The sequence below is a fragment of the Cobetia sp. LC6 genome (assembly GCF_030264805.1).
In the GTDB taxonomy this organism is placed as follows: domain Bacteria; phylum Pseudomonadota; class Gammaproteobacteria; order Pseudomonadales; family Halomonadaceae; genus Cobetia.
The window spans coordinates 162,997-180,134 of sequence record NZ_JASSPL010000002.1 but is presented as its reverse complement, the minus strand read 5'-3'; the positions used below and the strand labels follow the sequence as shown (position 1 = coordinate 180,134).

The following is a 17,138-nucleotide window of genomic DNA, read 5'->3' as shown; positions in this document are numbered from 1 at the left end:
CGACCGTTTGAGGAATCGGCCATGCGGCAATCTTCCTTTTCACTGCATCCTGACTTGATCGGCGCATGGCGGCTGAAGCGCTTCTGGTATGCCTGGCCGGATGGGCGCGAGCTGGAGCCGCTGGGCGAGTGCAAGGGGCAGCTGCATTACATGGCCAATGGCTACATGAGCGTGCAGCTGGTGTCCTGTGAGCGTCAGCCTCTGGGGATGGCGCCGACGGATGATCAGCTGGTCGCCGCCTTTCGAGAGGGTTTTGCCTACTGTGGGCGCTGGCAGTGGGACAATGAGAGAGAGGAGGTCTGCCATCATCTGTCGCTGGCCACGATCGCCGACTGGGATGAGGTGACGCTCGTTCGGCGCGTCACGCTCGAGGGAGACCGCCTGCTGTTGGGGACCGATGCACCTAACCTTCAGCTGCCGGAAGGGGGATTTCTGACATGGCTGGAGTGGCATCGATTGACGACCGTGTGAAGTGATTGTCGAAAAGGCTTGACGTGATCATGGGTTAGCGTGCAATGTAGCCCCTGTTGGATAGCAAGACGCACCACTCAGTCGCCTGTGCTGCTCGGTAAATCGCCTTGAGCGCCCCGAGAAGCCTCGCTGATTTGATGCATGGTTTTGCTTTGCCCACGCTCTTCGGGTAATGCCCGTTATTTCAAACATGCTGATCAGAGAGGAATTTCTCATGGCTACAGGTACAGTTAAGTGGTTCAACGACGCTAAAGGTTTTGGTTTCATCGCTCCGGCTGACGGTGGTGACGATCTGTTCGTTCACTTCTCCGAAGTCCAGGCTGATGGCTTCAAGACCCTGCAGGACGGCCAGCAGGTCTCCTTCGATGTGACTCAGGGCCAGAAAGGCCTGCAGGCAGCCAACGTCAAGGCTATCGACTGATCATCACTCATTGCGGAATGCTTTCCGCTTGAGATGATAGATGTCAAGAACCGCCCCAGCTCATGCTGGGGCGGTTCTGTTTGTGCTGAAGAAAAAGTCTTGGACGCAAGCCGACGTGATATGGCGTGAACAAGCAGTGAGCAGTACTAACAAGAAGCCCCACCACTCGACAGGCCGCAAGGCATCGAGTGGTGGGGCTTTCGTGTATCCATTCCTCGTAAGCGCTGAGGTCCGGGGATCAGGCAGGCTTCACGCCACTCAGCACCTCGAATGAAGTCTCACGGGCGGTACGCAGGAAGTCGTCCATCCATGGCGTGCCGAGCAAGTCTTCTCTGACGGCGGCGTAGAGTGTGGCCCAGACACCGTCGCCCAGCGACAGGCCGCGCACGTAATCGCGCGTCAGATACTCGGCCAGTGCCCAGTTGGGGAGCGCCGTGACGCCGCGGCCGCTGGCGACCAGCTGCATCATCATCACCGTCATCTCCGCGCTGCGGATCTCGCGCGGGCTCACGTTGGCGGGTTCGAGGAACTGGGTGAAGACGTCCAGGCGATCATGCTCGACCGGATAGATGATCAAGGTCTCGTCACACAGGTCCTGCGGCTCCACATGGCCCTTGATGGCCAATGCATGCTGGCGTGCCACGGCCAGCATGACCTCATAGCGGAACAGTGGAATGTACTGGATACCGGTCAACTCCACCGGGTTGGCGGTGATGACCAGGTCCAGCTGCTCGCGGCCCAATGCCTGCAGGGGAGCGAAGCTGTGGCCCGAAGGGATATCGACTTCAATCTCCGGCCAGTGATCGCGGAAGCGGTCCACTGTCGGCATCAGCCACTGAAAACAGCTATGGCACTCGATGGCCATGTGCAGCCGACCCTGCTCGCTACCCGCCATGCGGGCAATGTCGCGCTCGGCCATGCGGAACTGCGGCAGTACCTGCTCTGCCAGCGACAACAGGCGCTGCCCGGCGCGGGTGAACTCCACGGGGCGCGTCTTGCGGATGAACAGCGGCGCGCCCAGGCGCTCCTCTAGGTCCTTCAGTTGATGGGACAGGGCGGACTGGGTGAGGTGGACACGCTCCGCGGCTTCGACCAGCGAGCCAGCATCACGCAAGGCCAGCAGGGTACGCAGATGGCGCAATTCAAGCATGATGAATGGTGCTCATGTTGAGAGGTTGAGTGAGAAAGGTGCGTTGCGAACGGCAAGTTGAGACAGGCCAGTTGGATAGGCGAGTCGAGAACGATAAGTTGAAAGTCTTGGCGCAAGCCGCGAGCGGGTCAAATACTCCCACGAGACTGGATCAGTGGGGGAGTGGCAGCGGGATCTCCCCCCCCTGCCAGGCAACCACCATGACACGCGGTTGACCGAGGGCGCTCATGATACTGTCTCATATTCATGGCGACTCGCGTATCACTCGGGGCAGCGGCATACGAAGGGTTCCGGAGTCAGGCGTCAAGAGGGGGGGCATGCAAGGCCTGCAGCGCACGCGTCTTGCGCTCTCAGGGCATTCCCATCCCCACAAGCTTCACTGCGCTTGATAGACTTCGGTAGGGTGCGCCAGGAAGGCCGCCGTCTCCGCCTTGAAGTCCAGCCATGCCGCAGTGTCTCATCGTGAGACTCCTGCGTTGCCTCTTGTCGTCCGACATGCCCAGGGAGGGTTCATCATGTCACGTCATTGCTGCCGTCTTTTTGCCATTTTCCGTGCGTTGCTCCATAGGTGGGCCGCGAGCCTCACGCCAGGGATGATCGCTGCCGGTCGAACGGGATGGCGCCTGTCGCCTCTGGCGGTGCCCCTGCTGCTGGCCGCATGTACCTCCCTGCCGTGGAGTCAGGACGCCACGACAGGGACGGATGCTGGCCAACCGCCGCTGAAGGTGCCAGCTCCCGCACAGGACCCGGGCCCCGTGGTGCATGAGGTGGCGAAGAAGCCTGCGCCGCCCAGTGCGGAATCGCTGGGCAAGGCCGCTGCCGTGACCTTGCCCGCCAGCTTTCTGCCACCGCCCCGGGCGAGTGAGTATCAGGTGTGGCGATGTACTCCGGCGCAGGATCTGCTGATGGCCTTCAGCGAAGGCGACGCCGAGGCGTCGCATGAGTGGTTGCGGCTGTGGTCACGACGGCATGCCTATACCCTGGAGCGGGTCGTCAGTGCCTCGGGCGAGCGCTATCAGGCCAATGTCGGTGCATCGCCGGCCGAGAAGGCGTCTGGTGATGCGAAGGCGCTGCCCGGTGAAGAGGGGTTGGAGGTGTGGTTCAAGGGTTCCGAGGCGATGCTGCAGAATGCCCGCGGCAACCTGGAGTGTGTGCAGGATGATCGGCGCGTGATTCATCCGACGACACAAAAGCCACTGCTGGTGGCACAGGGTAATGAGCCCGGTTGGCAGGTCAGTCTCGACAGCGAGCACAATCTGCTGACGCTGACGGTCATGCAGGGCTTGCTCGAGTCGCTACACGAGGCGCAGGAATCCGAGCGCTCTGCAAAGACGGAGGCTGGCGCTCGCTCGTCAGGCGTCCAGGTGGTCAAGCTGCCTTATCGGGTCGCCCGCGAGGCAAACGATAGCCGTGTGCTCAAGGCGCAACTCCCGGCTGACGGCAAGCAGGGCGAGCCGTTGCAGCTGGTGGTCGCGCCGGGTGCCTGCTTCGATTCGATGCAGGGCGCTCCCTACCCACTGACGGCGACCTTGACGGTTGCTGGGCAGGAATTGAAGGGTTGTGGCGAGGCGTTCCGTTATCCGTCAGCGGCCGAATAAGGGTGACGACTGGCCGTGATATTCGTCTTTTTCGAATGATATAGGCGATTCAAGTCGCTTTTCGTGTGGAATGGCTCATTTATCATGCGGTGCATGCGGATCGGGTCGAATACCGTTGACAGGATCACGCCTCACCTTCATGGAGACCTTCTACAGGTCAAAAGCCTCACTCAATGTCCTGCTGGTGTCTGCTTCCCTGTTCGCTGACAAGGGTAATTCACGCGCGCTGGCCTCATCCTTCGCCATCGCCGCCCGAGCAAGGGGGTAGCGATGGCGTTCGTGTTTGTGCACAGCAAAAGGGAGTCGCTGGCGTCGATCAGTCGCTGGTGAAGATCAGTCGCGGGAGTCGAGCACTTCCAGCGCTCCCTTGAGGCGCGCATGCAGTTCTTCCAGCGGCGGCTGGGCACCGCCCTGCGGCCAGCCCGCCGTCAACACCACGCCATCGGCACCATAGTCGCTGGCATCCACCGGCACATCGTAGCCGTTCAGCCAGTGGCGAACATCAGCCTCATGGGCGAAGCCGACCTTCAGGCGCCTGGGCGTGCGCGGTGTGAAGGTCGTGGTGGGCAGGTTCTCGAGCGCCTCGAGCACTGCGCGGCTGTATGCGCGCGCCAGTCCGCCGGTGCCCAGCTTGATACCGCCGAAGTAGCGGATCACCACACAGGCCACCTGACCGACGCCACTGCCTTCGAGCACCTGATACATCGGCCTGCCAGCAGTGCCGCCCGGCTCGCCATCATCGGAGAAGCCGATGGCATTCTGCTCATCGGGCGCCCCGGCGATGAACGCCGTGCAGTGGTGGCGTGCGTTGGGGTGGGCGAGATGCGCCTGAGCCAGCAGCCGCGTCATGCCTTCTGGCGTCGGGGTATGGGCCAGCCAGGCGATGAAGCGGCTCTTCTCGATCTCGATGCTGTGTTCATGGTGCGCCTCGGGCGCCAGTGCCGGTATCAGATAGGTCATGGCACCATCTTACCAAAGCGTCGTCCTCAGTGAGTGACGGCATTGCCGCGCACCACGCCCATCACCATGCCCAGCACTTCGATATCGGCATTCTTGAGATAGATGGGGGCCATGCTGTCGTTGGCCGGTTGCAGGCGCACGCCGGTCTTCTCGATATACAGCTTCTTCAGCGTCACTTCCTGCTGGTTGATCATCACCACGGCGGTCTCGCCGTTCTCGGCGCTTTCACTGCGTTCGATGATGATGATGTCGCCATCATGGATATTGCAGTTGATCATCGAATGGCCGCGCACGCGCAGGGCGTAGGTGTTGCGGCGCACCATGCGTGTCGGCACGGCAACCGTACCGCAGTCGGCGATGGCTTCGATGGGCATGCCGGCCGTGATGTTGCCGAGCAGCGGGATATCCATCATGTCGCTGGCGGTGATTTCCTGCCAGGCCTGGTCATTGAGCGGCAGGTTGTGAAGACGCTGAAGGTAGTGCGGAGCGTGAAGACGTGACATGAGCTATCCCCTGATGCCGTGCGGTCGGCGCGGATGGTGCGTCGGCCTGCGGTGCAGCGTGGAGGGTCGTCAGGCTGAGTTCATCTGTCGCCTGCTAGGCTCCGCGAACATGCTGATAACGCGTTGAGCCGACCCGATCAGTCTGTGCCTGCACTCGGCAGACGTGTGATGAAGGTACTGTATGGATACTGTTTTTGTATACAGTGCCTGCATCATAGCAAGCTCTCGCGAAGTGGCAAGAGGTCAGCGGATCGACCGGCGCCAAACCAGCGAAAGTGTGTCGTATGAATGTGCACCACATGTCGCTGATATATTTCTCGAGTGCTTGACTGCCCGTCATGGCGGGGCTGCGATGCCAGGCGATCAGCTGCTCGGTGGTCAGTGTCGAACTCAGCTCGTAGAATGGGCCGCAGTGACCCTTGGGTCTGCCTTTGATGTCGCACTCCGCGACGGCTCAGCCGCGAGAATCCGGGATGCCCAGCCAGCCTGCCAGCGATGAAGTCAGTAGCGCGCCGCCTCTGTTGGCGGTCGTGGCGCTCGGCTGTGAGCGTGATGAGCGTTGGCTGTTCGAGGGACTGGATCTCTCGCTGCATGCGGGAGAGATCCTGCAGGTCGAAGGGCCCAATGGCAGTGGCAAGACGACCCTGCTCAAGATTCTGTCCGGTCAGTTCCATGACTACGAGGGCGAGGTGCTCTGGCGCGGCCAGCCCACCTCGCGGGTGCGTGACGACTTTCTGGGCTCACTGCTCTATCTGGGCCACCAGCCCGGCATCAAGGGCACCCTGAGCGCACTGGAAAACCTTGCCTGGTATCAGGCGCTTGGCGGTCAACCGCAGGCGAAGGCAGAGACCCGCAGCGAACTCGCCTGGCAGGCGCTTAACGCCGTGGGACTGGCCGGTTTCGAGGATGTACCTGCCCAGCAGCTGTCCGCTGGGCAGCAGCGACGTATCGCGCTGGCGCGGCTTCATCTGACGCCACGCCGGCTGTGGGTGCTCGATGAGCCCTTCACCGCCATCGATCGCGACGGTGTTCAGGCGCTGGAATCATTGCTGCTCGCTCACGTCCAGCGCGGGGGTAGCGTGGTGATGACGACCCACCATCGCTTCTCGCAGGCCTCACGCTTGCGCCGCCTGTGCCTGGGGGCGAAGGAAGGGATGAAGGTCGAACAGGGACTGGCACAGGAATCAGAGCAGGACGTGGGCAAAGACACAGCCTCGACACAAGGTGCCTCGGCATGAACCATGAGCTGCTGACGGCACTACCCGAGGCCCCGCCCACCAGTTCGCTGGCCGGGGCCTTCAAGGCGACCCTCGCGCGCGACCTGCGTCAGGCGCTGTGCCGGCGCAGTGAGCTGATCAATCCGCTGGTGTTCTTCGCCCTGGTGATCACGCTGTTTCCGTTGGGCATCTCACCGGACAAGGCGCTTTTGGCCACACTGGCGCCGGGCTTATTGTGGGTGGCGGCGTTGCTGGCAACGCTGCTGTCACTGGACGGCCTGTTCCGGCAGGATCTGGAGGACGGCAGCCTCGAGCAACTGTTGCTGACGCCGCAACCATTGCCGTTGCTGGTGCTGGCCAAGGTAGCAGGCCACTGGCTGCTGACCGGCCTGCCGCTGGCGCTGATGGCACCCTTGCTGGGCGTGATGCTGGGGTTGCCGAGCGGCGCCTTTGGCGTCTTGATCGCCTCGCTGGCGCTGGGCAGCATGAGCCTGTCCTTGATCGGCGCGATCGGTGCGGCACTCACGGTGGGGCTGCGGCGCGGCGGGGTGCTGCTCTCGCTGATCATCCTGCCGTTGTACATCCCGGTGCTGATCTTCGGTGCGGGCGCCGTACAGAGCGCCGTCAATGGCATGCCCAGTCTGGCGCATCTGGCCATTCTGGGCGCGATGTTGGCGCTGGCCCTGTTGCTGGCGCCGCTCGCCATCGCCGCCGGACTCAGGCTGAGCATCAATGGCTAACCGGATCAAGAACTGCATGACGCTGCCCGAGCATGCTCGGGCATTCGCAAGGCTCTTCATTGCCCCTGACAAGAGGCCCGTGTGACCGCCGATTCCGACTCTCCTCAAGCGCCTTCCCGCAAGGTTCGTCCCCGCAAGGGCGGGCTATGGCCGTGGCTGCATCGCATGGGTGCGCCGGCGACCTTTTTCGCGGCCAGTCAGCGCTGGCTGCCGTGGCTGTGGGCGCTGGCGATCATCTCGCTGGTGGCCGGCAGTGTCTGGGGGCTGGCCTTCGCGCCCGCCGACTACCAGCAGGGCAACAGCTTCCGCATCATCTATGTACATGTCCCAGCGGCGATTCTCGCCCAGTCGTGCTTCATGCTGCTGGCGGTGTGCGCGCTGCTCTTCCTGGTGTGGAAGATCAAGCTGGCGGACATGGTCGCCACGGCCGCCGCGCCCGTCGGTGCCTTGATGACGGCTCTGGCACTGTTTTCCGGCTCGGTGTGGGGCATCCCCACCTGGGGCACCTGGTGGATCTGGGATGCCCGGCTGACCTCGATGCTGATCCAGCTGTTCCTGTATCTGGGCGTGATCGTATTGCGTGGTTCCTTTGCCAGCCGTGACAGTGGTTCGCGTGCGGCCTCGATCCTGGCGCTGGTCGGCATGGTCAATATCCCGATCATCAAGTATTCGGTGGACTGGTGGAGCACACTGCATCAACCGGCCACCTTCACGCTCAGCGAAGCGCCGCCGATGCCGGCCAGCATGTGGATTCCCTTGCTGATGATGGTGATCGGCTTCTACGCCCTGTTCGGCGCGCTGGTGCTGATGCGCACGCGGGTCGAGGTGCTGAGGCGCGAGAGTCGCAAGCAGTGGGTGCGTGATCTGCTGAGTCCATCTTCGCGTGCGCGCCCCGATGCTGCGGTGGTCGCGGCAGAAGGGGACAAGCCATGAATCTGCCGGGCATCGCCTTCTCGAGTGTCAGCGAGTTCTTCGCCATGGGCGGCCATGCGCTGTATGTGTGGTCGGCCTGGGGGCTGACGGCGGCGTGCCTGGTGGGGCTGGTGATCGCCACGCGGCTGTCGCGTCGCGCGCTGGAGGCGGATATCCGTCGCCGGCTGCGCCGCGACGCTTCCCGTCATTCTTCGCACCCTGCTACACACCGCGCTTCGCATCGTTCGTCACCTCAGGATTCGCGCCGCACCTCTCGTGATTGAATCTGTTTTCTTCCTCCCGCGGCGGTTGTCCCGCTGACCGCGAGAGGCTTGACTGTCCCTTGCCCTGATCGAGCCCTGACCATGACTCCCAAACGCAAGCAGCGCCTGTATATCGTCACGGCCATCGTGCTGCTGGCCGCCCTCGCGGTGGGTCTGACCCTCTATGCCCTGCGCGCCAACATCAACGCCTTTTATACCCCGACCCAGATCGCCAGTGGCGAAGCGCCCCAGGGGCGGCAGATCCGTGCGGGTGGCATGGTGCGTGATGGCAGTGTCAGGCGCGACAACGAGACGCTGGATGCCATCTTCACCGTCACCGATTTCGATCATGATGTGACGGTGCATTATCAGGGCATCCTGCCGGACCTGTTCCGTGAAGGGCAGGGCGTGGTGGTGATGGGCACCTTCGATGGTGATCATCTCGAGGCCAGCGAAGTGCTGGCCAAGCATGACGAGAAGTACATGCCGCCGGAGGTATCTGATGCACTCAAGGCCTCCGGGCGCGATGTGTCTGGTAACAGGACGGGCAACCTGGCCAGCGACAGCAGCGCTACCAAGGCCGCGATCGATCCGCAGGAGGCCCCGTGATGGTGATGCAACTGTTGCCGGAAATCGGCCACTTCGCGCTGATTCTGGGTGCCTGTCTGGCCTGTGTGCAGGCTGTCGTGCCGCTGGCGGGGGCCAGCACGCGTCGCCCGCTGTGGATGAGCTTTGCCCAGCCGATGGCCTGGGGGCAGTTCCTGTTCGTGCTGATCGCCTATGCCTGCCTGACCGCGAGTTTCTTGCTGGATGATTTCAGCGTCGCCTACATCGCCAACAACTCCAACAGTCAGTTGCCGTGGTACTTCAAGTTCAGTGCCGTCTGGGGCAGCCACGAGGGCTCGGTGCTGCTGTGGAGCCTGATTCTGGCCGGCTGGGGCTTTGCCGTCTCGCTGGGCGCGCGCCATCTGCCGCGCGACATGCTGGCACGGGTGCTGGGCATCATGGGGCTGATCTCCACCGGCTTCATGGCCTTCGTGCTGCTGACCTCCAATCCCTTTGCGCGCCTGTTGCCTGACATGCCGGCTGACGGCGCGGACCTCAATCCGCTGCTGCAGGATATCGGGCTGATCATCCACCCACCGATGCTCTACATGGGTTACGTGGGCTTCTCGGTGGCGTTCGCGTTCGCGATGGCGGCACTGATGGGCGGGCGTCTCGATGCCGCCTGGGCACGCTGGGCGCGCCCCTGGACCAACATCGCCTGGGCCTTCCTGACCGTCGGCATCGCATTGGGCAGCTGGTGGGCCTACTACGAGCTCGGCTGGGGCGGTTGGTGGTTCTGGGACCCGGTGGAGAACGCCTCCTTGATGCCGTGGCTGGCCGGTACCGCCCTGATCCATTCGCTGGCGGTCACCGAGAAGCGCGGCGCCTTCAAGAGCTGGACGGTACTGCTGTCGATCTTCGCCTTCTCGCTGTCACTGCTGGGCACCTTCCTGGTGCGCTCCGGCGTGCTGACCTCGGTGCACGCCTTCGCCAGTGACCCCGACCGCGGGCTGTTCATTCTCGTGCTGCTCGGCATCACCGTCGGTGGCTCGCTGCTGCTGTTCGCGTTGCGTGCACCGCGCGTACGTTCGACGTTGGGCTTTCACTGGCTGTCGCGGGACGCCTTCCTGCTGGTCAACAATCTCGTGTTGCTGGTGATGATGGTCACCGTGCTGCTGGGCACTCTCTATCCGCTGGTGCTGGATTCGCTGGGACTGGGCAAGATCTCGGTGGGCCCGCCGTACTTCAATGCGCTGTTCGTGCCGCTGACCACGCTGCTGTGTGCCTTCATGGGCCTCGGGCCGGCTTCGCGCTGGAAGCAGATGCCGGGCCGCGAGCTTACGCGCCGTCTTGCGCTGGCCGGCAGCGCGGCACTCGTCATCGGTGGCCTGCTGCCACTGACGCTGGATATCGAGTGGAGTTTCCCGGTGGCACTCGGGCTGGTCATCGCGCTGTGGGTGGTGCTGCCGCTGCTGCGCGACCTGTGGGACAAGAGTGCCTCGAAGGCGGGGCGCTGGGCGGGGCTCAAGCGCCTCACGCCCAGCTACTGGGGCATGCAACTGGCGCATCTGGGGCTGGCAGTGACCATCGTCGGCGTGACGCTGGTCTCCAATACCGAGGTCGCCGAGAACGTACGCATGGTGCAGGGCAAGGAGGTCAGCGTGGGCGGCTATCAGTTCCGCATGACTGAGCTTGGCGAATATCGCGGCCCCAACTACCTGTCGGACCGCGCCACGGTGGAAGTCAGTCGCGATGGCAAGGCGGTGACGACACTGCATCCCGAGAAGCGTCTGTTCCTGGCCAGCGGCATGCCGATGACCGAGACCGCGCTCGATGCCGGCTTCACGCGTGACCTCTACGTCGCCATGGGCGAGAAGCTGGATGACGACAGCTGGGCGGTACGCATCCAGGTCAAACCCTTCGTGCGCTGGCTGTGGCTGGGCGCCTTGCTGATGGGGGCGGGCGGTGTGATCGCCGTGCTGGATCGCCGTTATCGCCGCCGTGTCGAGGCCAGCACGGCGTCTGACACCCACTCTATCGCCACACAGGAGGCTCGCCCATGAATCTTCGTCGTCTGGTGCTGTTCGTGCCGCTGGTGGTCGTGGTGGGGCTGGGTGCCTTCCTCTACCAGCGCCTCGATGATGACCCCTACGCACGGGACTCCGCGCTGCTGTCGCGGCCCTTCCCCGAATTCTCGCTCAGCACCTTGAGTGAGCCGCAGGCGCGCCTCGATGCCTCGCTGCTCAAGGGGCAGGTCAGCCTCGTCAACGTCTGGGGCGAGTGGTGCCCGACCTGCAAGCACGAGATGCCGCAACTGCTGGATCTCGCCAGCCGCGGCGTGCACATGGTCGGCGTCGACTACAAGGACACCCGCGCCAAGGGGCGCCAGTTCCTGGAGGAGTTCGGCAACCCGTTCAGCGTCAATCTGTTCGACCCCGACGGCGCCCTGGGCTTTGATCTTGGCGTCTATGGGGCACCGGAAACCTTCCTTGTCGATGCCGAGGGCGTGATCCGCTATCACCACACCGGCTACATCCGCCCCGAAGATGTCCGCGACGTCATCCTGCCGACGCTTGAACGCATTGTAGAGCCCGCGCCTGACGTCGCCAGCACGCCCGATGAGGAGGCCAGCTCATGAAATCCGTACTCAGGAGTGTCGCCATCCCGCTGGTGCAGGCGCTGGTGGTGCTGATGTTTCTTGCCTGGCTGTCTGCCGGCAAGGCGCATGCCGCCATCGAGATGCATCAGTTCGACAATCCGGTGCTGCAGAAGCGCTACGACAGCCTGACTGCCGCGCTGCGCTGCCCCAAGTGCCAGAACCAGGCGATCGGTGACTCGGACTCCCCCATCGCCGGTGACATGCGCCAGAACGTGGCTGATCTGCTCAAGGACGGCCGCAGCGACAGCGAGATCCAGAATTTCATGGTCGCGCGCTTCGGCGAGTACGTGCTCTACAACCCGCGCCTTGATGGGCGCACCTGGCTGCTGTGGGGCGGTCCGGCCGTCCTGATTCTGCTCGGCTTGCTGGTCGTGACGCTGATCGTGCGTGCCCGGCGGCGTGCGCGTGTGCGTGCGCTGGATGATGATGAGCAGGCGCGCCTGTCGGCGCTGCTCGCCACGCACTGCCAGTCCGGCGCTGGGCAACATGCTGCCAAGGAGCGCTCATGATCCTGTTATGGCTGGCGATTGCCGTGCTGTTGATTCCCGCCGGCTGGCTGCTGTTGCTGCCGTTGCGGCGGGCGCGCCGCGTGCATGCCGATCAGCAGGCGTTCGAGGACAACGACAGCCTCGGCGCCGAGAACGTGCGTGTCTATCGGCGCCGACTGGCCTCGCTGGAGCGCGGCCATGCGCGTGGTGAGCTGGATGACACGGCGCTGGCGGAGGGGCGGGTCGAGCTGGAACGCAGCCTGCTGGAAGATGCCGAATCCCTCAAGCGCTCTCCGCTCAAGACGGCCAGCAGCGGCCGTGTGCTGGTGCCCGTGTTGCTGGTGGCGATGGTGGCGGGCTCGCTCTACTGGTATCAGCGCGAGGGCGCGAGCGGGGACCTGGCGCTGGCGCAGGCGATTGCCGCCACGCCGATCCACGATGCCGCCAGCTTCGAAGCGCGCATCGCCCGGCTGCGCGCCGAGGCCGAAGCCCAGCCCGACAACGCCAAGGTATGGATGGCGCTGTTCCCGCTCTACCGCGATGCCGGACGCCTCGATGAGGCCATGCAGTCGCTCGAGGCGTTGATCGCGCTCGAAGGCCGCGTGCCCGCATTGATCGCGCAGCTGGCGCAGCTCAAGTTCTTCGCCGCCCAGCGTACCCTGACCGATGAGGTGCAGACGCTGGTCGACGAGGTGCTGGCGGCCGACCCGCGTCAGCCGACGGTACTCGGTCTGCTCGGGATCGAGGCCTTCGATCATGCCCGCTATCCCGAGGCCATCGATTACTGGCGCAAGGCGATTGCCGGTTTCGAGAATCCCGATGCCGCCAAGGCGCTGCGCGAAGGCATCAAGGCTGCACGCCAGCGCATGGCCAGTGCCGGTGATGTCGATGCGTCGGTCGCCCTGGCTCCCTCGGCAGCGAGAGATAAAGACGCGGCGGATGCGCAGGGAGCGAGGGCTGATCAGGACACCAGAGAGGGCGCTGCACGTCTGACGCTCAAGGTGTCACTGGACCCGGCGCTCGAGGCGCAGCTGGCGGCGCTGCCGGTCAGTGCCGAAGCGGCGACCCTGTTCATCGTGGCGCGTGATGGCGAAGGCAAGTTGCCGCCTCTGGCAGTGGTACGCACCACCGCGGACAAGCTGCCGCTGACGCTCACTCTGTCGGATGACAACGGCATGGCGCCGATGGCAAGGCTCTCGATGGCGGAGCGCGTCGATCTCGTGGCGCGTATCTCCGCTTCCGGCCAGCCGACGGCCCAGCCGGGGGATCTCGAAGGCACGCTCGAGAATGTCATCGTTACTCGCAGCACCGATGCTGGTGTCACCCATGAGGCTGCGGACGCGCCGCTGATGCTGCGTATCGACCACCGCGTCACTCAGTAAGCCGCGATTGGTCCCTGCCCCGCGCGATGACGGCTTCGTTTGTCATTGCGCCGGTTGGGGCCATCGCCGCTTTTGGGTAGACTGCGCGCTGGTTTTCGAAAACCCCCTCGATGACCGGCTGTCTCGTCGTAAGGACATGTTTACCCTGCGGTGGTGCGGGATCTCCCCACGGAGGTCTGCAAGGCCGGAGCGTGTCAGGTTTTCTGCACCAGCCACTCTTCTCCCAGACTCAAGGACGCGCCAGGCGCAATGCGGCTCAAATCGATCAAGCTGGTCGGCTTCAAATCCTTCGTCGATCCGGTCACCGTACCCTTCGACAGCAACATGACGGCGATTCTCGGCCCCAACGGCTGCGGGAAATCCAACGTCATCGATGCTGTGCGCTGGGTGATGGGCGAGTCCAGCGCCAAGAACCTGCGTGGCGAGTCGATGACGGACGTCATCTTCAATGGCTCCACCGGGCGCAAGCCGGTGGGGCAGGCCTCCATCGAGCTGACCTTCGACAATGCTGATGGCAGCCTCGGTGGCGCCTGGTCCGAGTATGCCGAGATAGCGGTCAAGCGTCTGGTGACGCGTGACGGCCAGTCCGGCTACTTCCTCAATGGCCAGAAATGTCGTCGGCGTGATATCGCCGACGTCTTCCTCGGTACCGGCCTCGGGCCGCGCTCCTACTCCATCATCGGTCAGGGCATGATCTCGCAGCTGATCGAGGCGCGCCCGGATGACCTGCGCAGCACCCTCGAGGAAGCCGCGGGCATCTCCAAGTACAAGGAGCGCCGCCGCGAGACCGAGAACCGCATGAAGCGCACTCAGGAGAACATGGAGCGCCTGGATGACCTGCGTGAGGAGCTCGACAAGCAGCTCGAGCGCCTCAAGCGTCAGGCCGAGGCCGCCAAGCGCTATCAGACCCTCAAGCAGGATGAATACCGCCTCAAGGGCGAGCTGGCCGTGCTGCGTCGGCGGGGCCTGCGCGCGCAGCAGCGCGAGCAGCAGTCACGCGTCGCGGAGCTGGAAACCGGCGTCGAGCGCGAGATTCTCGGTCAGCGTCAGTGCGAGAGCCAGCTGGAAGAGCAGCGCTATCAGCACGACGAGCTGGCGGGAGAGCTGGAAACCCATCAGGCCGCCTTCTATGAGACCGGTGCCCAGATCGCGCGTCTCGAGCAGAGCCTCGAGCATGCCCGCACCCGTGAGCAGCAGCTGGCGGCGGACCTCGAGATGGCCAGGCGCGAGCTGAGCGACATCCAGCGCGTCGAGGGCGAGGACGGCGAGCGGCTCGAGATGATCGATGCGCGCCTGGAAGACATCGTCCCGGAACTCGAGCTGGCCCGCGAGACCCTCGAAGGGCTCGAGCTGTCACTGGAAGAGGCCGAAGAGCGCCGCCAGGACAGCCAGAGCGAGTGGGAGCGCTTCAGTCAGGCCGACAACGAATCCCAGCGTGGCGCCGAACGGGCCCAGAGCGAGATCCAGCAGCTCGAGAATGCCATCGCCGACGCCGAGCGCCAGCGCGAGCGCCGTCTTCAGCAGCTGGCGGAGCTGCCGGATGTCGCCGAGTTGCGTGAAGCCCGCGAAGAGCTGCGCGAACAGCTCGATGAATTGTCGCTCAGCGGCGAATCACTGGAGTCGCGCCGCGAGCAGGCCAGTGAAGCCCGTGAGCAGGCTCAGGCCGATCGTCTGGCGCTGGATGGTGAGCGCGATCAGCTGCGCCAGCGTCGCAATGTCTTGCAGGGCGAGAAGGCCTCGCTTGAGGCACTGATCGACGCGGCGCTGCGTGATGACGATGACAGCCTGGCGAGCCACCTGGAGCAGCATGGGCTCGCCGAGACCCCGGCGCTGGCCGAGGGGCTCGAGGTCGCCGAGGGCTGGGAATCGGCCAGTGCCTGGGTACTGGGCCCCTTCCTCAAGGCGCGTATGGCGGCGGGCGAGCCGTCGCGGCTGGCCACGCTGATGGATGAGCTGCCCGGCGGCGAGCTGTTGCTGATCGATGGCACGCCGGCATCCAGCGCGGCAGCCCGCCCAGAAGGCACACTGGCGGCGCAGGTGAGCGGCGCGGATGCCCTGACTGGTTGGCTGGCCAGCATCCACTGTGTCGAGTCGCAGGCAGCCGCCTGGGCCAGGCGTGACTCGCTGGCCGCGCACGAGAGTGTACTGACGCCGGATGGCCTGTGGCTGGGGCAGGGCTGGAGTCGCCGTCAGGTGGCCGGTGACCGTGCCGATAGCGTCATCGCCCAGCGGGCGCGCCTCGAGCAGGTCGTGCTGGAGCTCGAATCACTGGATGAGCGTCTCGAGGAGATCGAGACGCGCCTGGCCGCGGCCGCGGAACAGATTGCCGGCGCCGAGCAGCAGCTCGAGCATCTGCGCGTCGAAGAGCGCGAGCTGGGCGAGCGCCAGCGTGAACTCAGTCTCAAGGAGGCCGGCATCGCCAGCCGCCTGGAGCATGTCGATGGCCGCGCTCGTGAGCTGGATGAGGAGCTCGAGCAACTGGCGGAAACGCGCGAGACTCAGGCCCTGACGCTGGAGGAGGCGCGCGAGCGCTGGCAGCAAGCATTGGAGGCGGTCGAGAACAACGCCCAGTCACGTGAGTCGCTGGAGCGTTCACGGCGTGAACATCAGGAAGCGCTGGCCGGGCTGCGTGCTCAGCTGGCGCCCGCGCGTGAGCAGGTCAACCGTCTCGACATGGAGCGTCAGCGCCTGACCACCGAACGTGACGGCATGCAGGGCCAGCGCATGCGAGCCGTCGAGCAGCGCGAGAAGCTCGCCGAGCGCATCGAGATGCTCGAGGCCAGCCGTGAAGAAGCCTCGCTGCCGCAGGAAGAAGAGCGCGAGAAGCTCGAGATGCTGCTCGAGACGCGGCTGTATCAGGAAACCAAGCTCAACGCCTGTCGTGACAAGACTCATGAATTGGTCGAACAGATGCGTCAGGCGGAACAGGCGCGTCAGACTCATGAGCGCAATCTCGAGGGGATTCGCCAGCGCCTCGAGGAAGGCCGCATGCAGGTGCAGGCGCTGACCCTCAAGGGCGATGCGCAGGACGAGCAGCTGACGGAGCTGGGCTACGACGAGGCGGCGATCACGCAGCTCGAGGACGAACTGGACCCCAATGCCACCGAGTCAGCCTGGAGCCACAATCTTGAACAGGTCGGCGAGCGCATCAAGCGGCTGGGGGCCATCAACCTGGCAGCCATCGAGGAATACGACCAGCAGGCCGAGCGTCGCAACTATCTGGAAGCCCAGCATGCCGAGCTGAGCGAAGCGCTGGAGACTCTCGAGCGCGCCATCCGCAAGATTGACCAGGAAACACGGGTGCGCTTCAAGGACACCTTCGACAAGGTCAATGCCGGAATCCAGGCGCTTTTCCCCAAGATCTTCGGGGGCGGAACCGCATGGTTGACGCTGACGGGTGATGATTTGCTGGAGACGGGAGTCGCGATCATGGCGCGGCCACCGGGCAAGAAAAACTCCACCATTCACCTGCTGTCAGGCGGCGAGAAGGCACTGACGGCACTGGCGCTGGTCTTCGCCATCTTCCAGCTCAATCCTGCGCCGTTCTGCATGCTCGATGAGGTGGATGCGCCGCTGGATGATGCCAACGTCGGACGCTATGCAAGGCTGGTGAAGGAGATGTCGGAAAGCGTACAGTTCATCTATATCACCCATAACAAGATCGCCATGGAAGCGGCGGATCGGCTGATGGGTGTCACCATGCAGGAACCCGGCGTCTCGCGCCTTGTCTCTGTAGGGATAGAAGAAGCTGCCGTGCTTGCCGAAGCGTGAGGGAAAAGCCGTTCAGGAGGGCAAGGTCATCCTCCGGCGCGGTAGCCAGTGGCCGCC

The 17,138-nt window shown here is 64.2% G+C and carries 16 protein-coding genes; 13 read left to right on the top strand and 3 right to left on the bottom strand.

Features of this window, described 5'->3' with window-relative positions; translation table 11 throughout:
- Positions 1-21: 21 nt before the first annotated feature.
- On the top strand, positions 22-471 hold the full coding sequence (locus tag QQF40_RS04055) for a lipocalin-like domain-containing protein (protein ID WP_285460528.1): 450 nt from the start codon (positions 22-24) through the stop codon (positions 469-471).
- A 214-nt stretch (positions 472-685) separates the two neighbouring features.
- Positions 686-892 carry a cold-shock protein gene (locus tag QQF40_RS04050; protein WP_043333698.1) on the top strand — a complete coding sequence of 69 codons (207 nt, stop codon included), beginning with the start codon at positions 686-688 and terminating at the stop codon, positions 890-892.
- A gap of 238 nt (positions 893-1,130) precedes the next feature.
- Here QQF40_RS04050 and QQF40_RS04045 read toward each other — a convergent pair whose 3' ends face one another.
- Positions 1,131-2,042 (bottom strand): LysR family transcriptional regulator, encoded by a 912-nt coding sequence (locus QQF40_RS04045; protein WP_285460527.1) that lies wholly within the window; start codon positions 2,040-2,042, stop codon positions 1,131-1,133.
- Between the two features lie 593 nt (positions 2,043-2,635).
- Between QQF40_RS04045 and QQF40_RS04040 the strand changes: the two genes are divergently transcribed.
- Positions 2,636-3,640, top strand: coding sequence for an MliC family protein (locus QQF40_RS04040; protein WP_285460526.1), 1,005 nt, complete (start codon positions 2,636-2,638; stop codon positions 3,638-3,640).
- A 333-nt stretch (positions 3,641-3,973) separates the two neighbouring features.
- On the opposite strand, the gene QQF40_RS04035 is transcribed toward QQF40_RS04040, so the two are convergent.
- The gene (locus QQF40_RS04035) at positions 3,974-4,600 is read right to left on the bottom strand and encodes an IMPACT family protein (RefSeq protein ID WP_285460525.1); all 627 of its coding nucleotides are present in this window, start codon (positions 4,598-4,600) and stop codon (positions 3,974-3,976) included.
- A gap of 26 nt (positions 4,601-4,626) precedes the next feature.
- A complete protein-coding gene (locus QQF40_RS04030) occupies positions 4,627-5,103 on the bottom strand; it encodes a LexA family protein (RefSeq protein ID WP_043333703.1) in 477 nt (158 codons plus the stop codon).
- Positions 5,104-5,576: 473 nt separating this feature from the next.
- Here QQF40_RS04030 and ccmA point away from each other — a divergent pair, with 473 nt between their 5' ends.
- From ccmA to smc, 10 genes are all read left to right on the top strand, one after another.
- Positions 5,577-6,341 (top strand): cytochrome c biogenesis heme-transporting ATPase CcmA, encoded by a 765-nt coding sequence (gene ccmA, locus QQF40_RS04025; protein WP_285460524.1) that lies wholly within the window; start codon positions 5,577-5,579, stop codon positions 6,339-6,341.
- Positions 6,338-7,060: a heme exporter protein CcmB gene (gene ccmB / locus QQF40_RS04020; RefSeq protein ID WP_285460523.1), complete on the top strand. Its 723-nt coding sequence runs from the start codon at positions 6,338-6,340 to the stop codon at positions 7,058-7,060. Before ccmA ends, ccmB begins: the two co-directional genes overlap by 4 nt.
- Before the next feature lie 165 nt (positions 7,061-7,225).
- Positions 7,226-7,993: a heme ABC transporter permease gene (locus QQF40_RS04015; protein WP_285460618.1), complete on the top strand. Its 768-nt coding sequence runs from the start codon at positions 7,226-7,228 to the stop codon at positions 7,991-7,993.
- Complete coding sequence (ccmD, locus tag QQF40_RS04010) at positions 7,990-8,256, top strand: heme exporter protein CcmD (protein ID WP_285460522.1); 267 nt, start codon at positions 7,990-7,992, stop codon at positions 8,254-8,256. Before QQF40_RS04015 ends, ccmD begins: the two co-directional genes overlap by 4 nt.
- An 81-nt stretch (positions 8,257-8,337) precedes the next feature.
- Positions 8,338-8,844: a cytochrome c maturation protein CcmE gene (ccmE, locus tag QQF40_RS04005; RefSeq protein ID WP_285460521.1), complete on the top strand. Its 507-nt coding sequence runs from the start codon at positions 8,338-8,340 to the stop codon at positions 8,842-8,844.
- A complete protein-coding gene (locus QQF40_RS04000; protein ID WP_285460617.1) occupies positions 8,844-10,844 on the top strand; it encodes a heme lyase CcmF/NrfE family subunit in 2,001 nt (666 codons plus the stop codon). Before ccmE ends, QQF40_RS04000 begins: the two co-directional genes overlap by 1 nt.
- Positions 10,841-11,419: a DsbE family thiol:disulfide interchange protein gene (locus QQF40_RS03995; RefSeq protein ID WP_285460520.1), complete on the top strand. Its 579-nt coding sequence runs from the start codon at positions 10,841-10,843 to the stop codon at positions 11,417-11,419. Before QQF40_RS04000 ends, QQF40_RS03995 begins: the two co-directional genes overlap by 4 nt.
- On the top strand, positions 11,416-11,949 hold the full coding sequence (locus QQF40_RS03990) for a cytochrome c-type biogenesis protein (RefSeq protein ID WP_502871415.1): 534 nt from the start codon (positions 11,416-11,418) through the stop codon (positions 11,947-11,949). Before QQF40_RS03995 ends, QQF40_RS03990 begins: the two co-directional genes overlap by 4 nt.
- Positions 11,946-13,310, top strand: coding sequence for a c-type cytochrome biogenesis protein CcmI (gene ccmI / locus QQF40_RS03985; protein WP_285460519.1), 1,365 nt, complete (start codon positions 11,946-11,948; stop codon positions 13,308-13,310). The genes QQF40_RS03990 and ccmI overlap by 4 nt, the downstream gene beginning before the upstream one ends.
- 249 nt (positions 13,311-13,559) lie before the next feature.
- A complete protein-coding gene (gene smc, locus QQF40_RS03980; protein ID WP_285460518.1) occupies positions 13,560-17,081 on the top strand; it encodes a chromosome segregation protein SMC in 3,522 nt (1,173 codons plus the stop codon).
- Positions 17,082-17,138: the final 57 nt, after the last annotated feature.

Excerpts from the sequence above, each read along its gene's own strand:
- QQF40_RS04055 (WP_285460528.1), top strand. The coding sequence starts at position 22 with ATGCGGCAATCTTCCTTTTCACTGCATCCTGACTTGATCGGCGCATGG.
- QQF40_RS04050 (WP_043333698.1), top strand. The coding sequence starts at position 686 with ATGGCTACAGGTACAGTTAAGTGGTTCAACGACGCTAAAGGTTTTGGT.
- QQF40_RS04045 (WP_285460527.1), bottom strand. The coding sequence starts at position 2,042 with ATGCTTGAATTGCGCCATCTGCGTACCCTGCTGGCCTTGCGTGATGCT.
- QQF40_RS04040 (WP_285460526.1), top strand. The coding sequence starts at position 2,636 with ATGATCGCTGCCGGTCGAACGGGATGGCGCCTGTCGCCTCTGGCGGTG.
- QQF40_RS04035 (WP_285460525.1), bottom strand. The coding sequence starts at position 4,600 with ATGACCTATCTGATACCGGCACTGGCGCCCGAGGCGCACCATGAACAC.
- QQF40_RS04030 (WP_043333703.1), bottom strand. The coding sequence starts at position 5,103 with ATGTCACGTCTTCACGCTCCGCACTACCTTCAGCGTCTTCACAACCTG.
- ccmA (WP_285460524.1), top strand. The coding sequence starts at position 5,577 with ATGCCCAGCCAGCCTGCCAGCGATGAAGTCAGTAGCGCGCCGCCTCTG.
- ccmB (WP_285460523.1), top strand. The coding sequence starts at position 6,338 with ATGAACCATGAGCTGCTGACGGCACTACCCGAGGCCCCGCCCACCAGT.
- QQF40_RS04015 (WP_285460618.1), top strand. The coding sequence starts at position 7,226 with ATGGGTGCGCCGGCGACCTTTTTCGCGGCCAGTCAGCGCTGGCTGCCG.
- ccmD (WP_285460522.1), top strand. The coding sequence starts at position 7,990 with ATGAATCTGCCGGGCATCGCCTTCTCGAGTGTCAGCGAGTTCTTCGCC.
- ccmE (WP_285460521.1), top strand. The coding sequence starts at position 8,338 with ATGACTCCCAAACGCAAGCAGCGCCTGTATATCGTCACGGCCATCGTG.
- QQF40_RS04000 (WP_285460617.1), top strand. The coding sequence starts at position 8,844 with ATGGTGATGCAACTGTTGCCGGAAATCGGCCACTTCGCGCTGATTCTG.
- QQF40_RS03995 (WP_285460520.1), top strand. The coding sequence starts at position 10,841 with ATGAATCTTCGTCGTCTGGTGCTGTTCGTGCCGCTGGTGGTCGTGGTG.
- QQF40_RS03990 (WP_502871415.1), top strand. The coding sequence starts at position 11,416 with ATGAAATCCGTACTCAGGAGTGTCGCCATCCCGCTGGTGCAGGCGCTG.
- ccmI (WP_285460519.1), top strand. The coding sequence starts at position 11,946 with ATGATCCTGTTATGGCTGGCGATTGCCGTGCTGTTGATTCCCGCCGGC.
- smc (WP_285460518.1), top strand. The coding sequence starts at position 13,560 with ATGCGGCTCAAATCGATCAAGCTGGTCGGCTTCAAATCCTTCGTCGAT.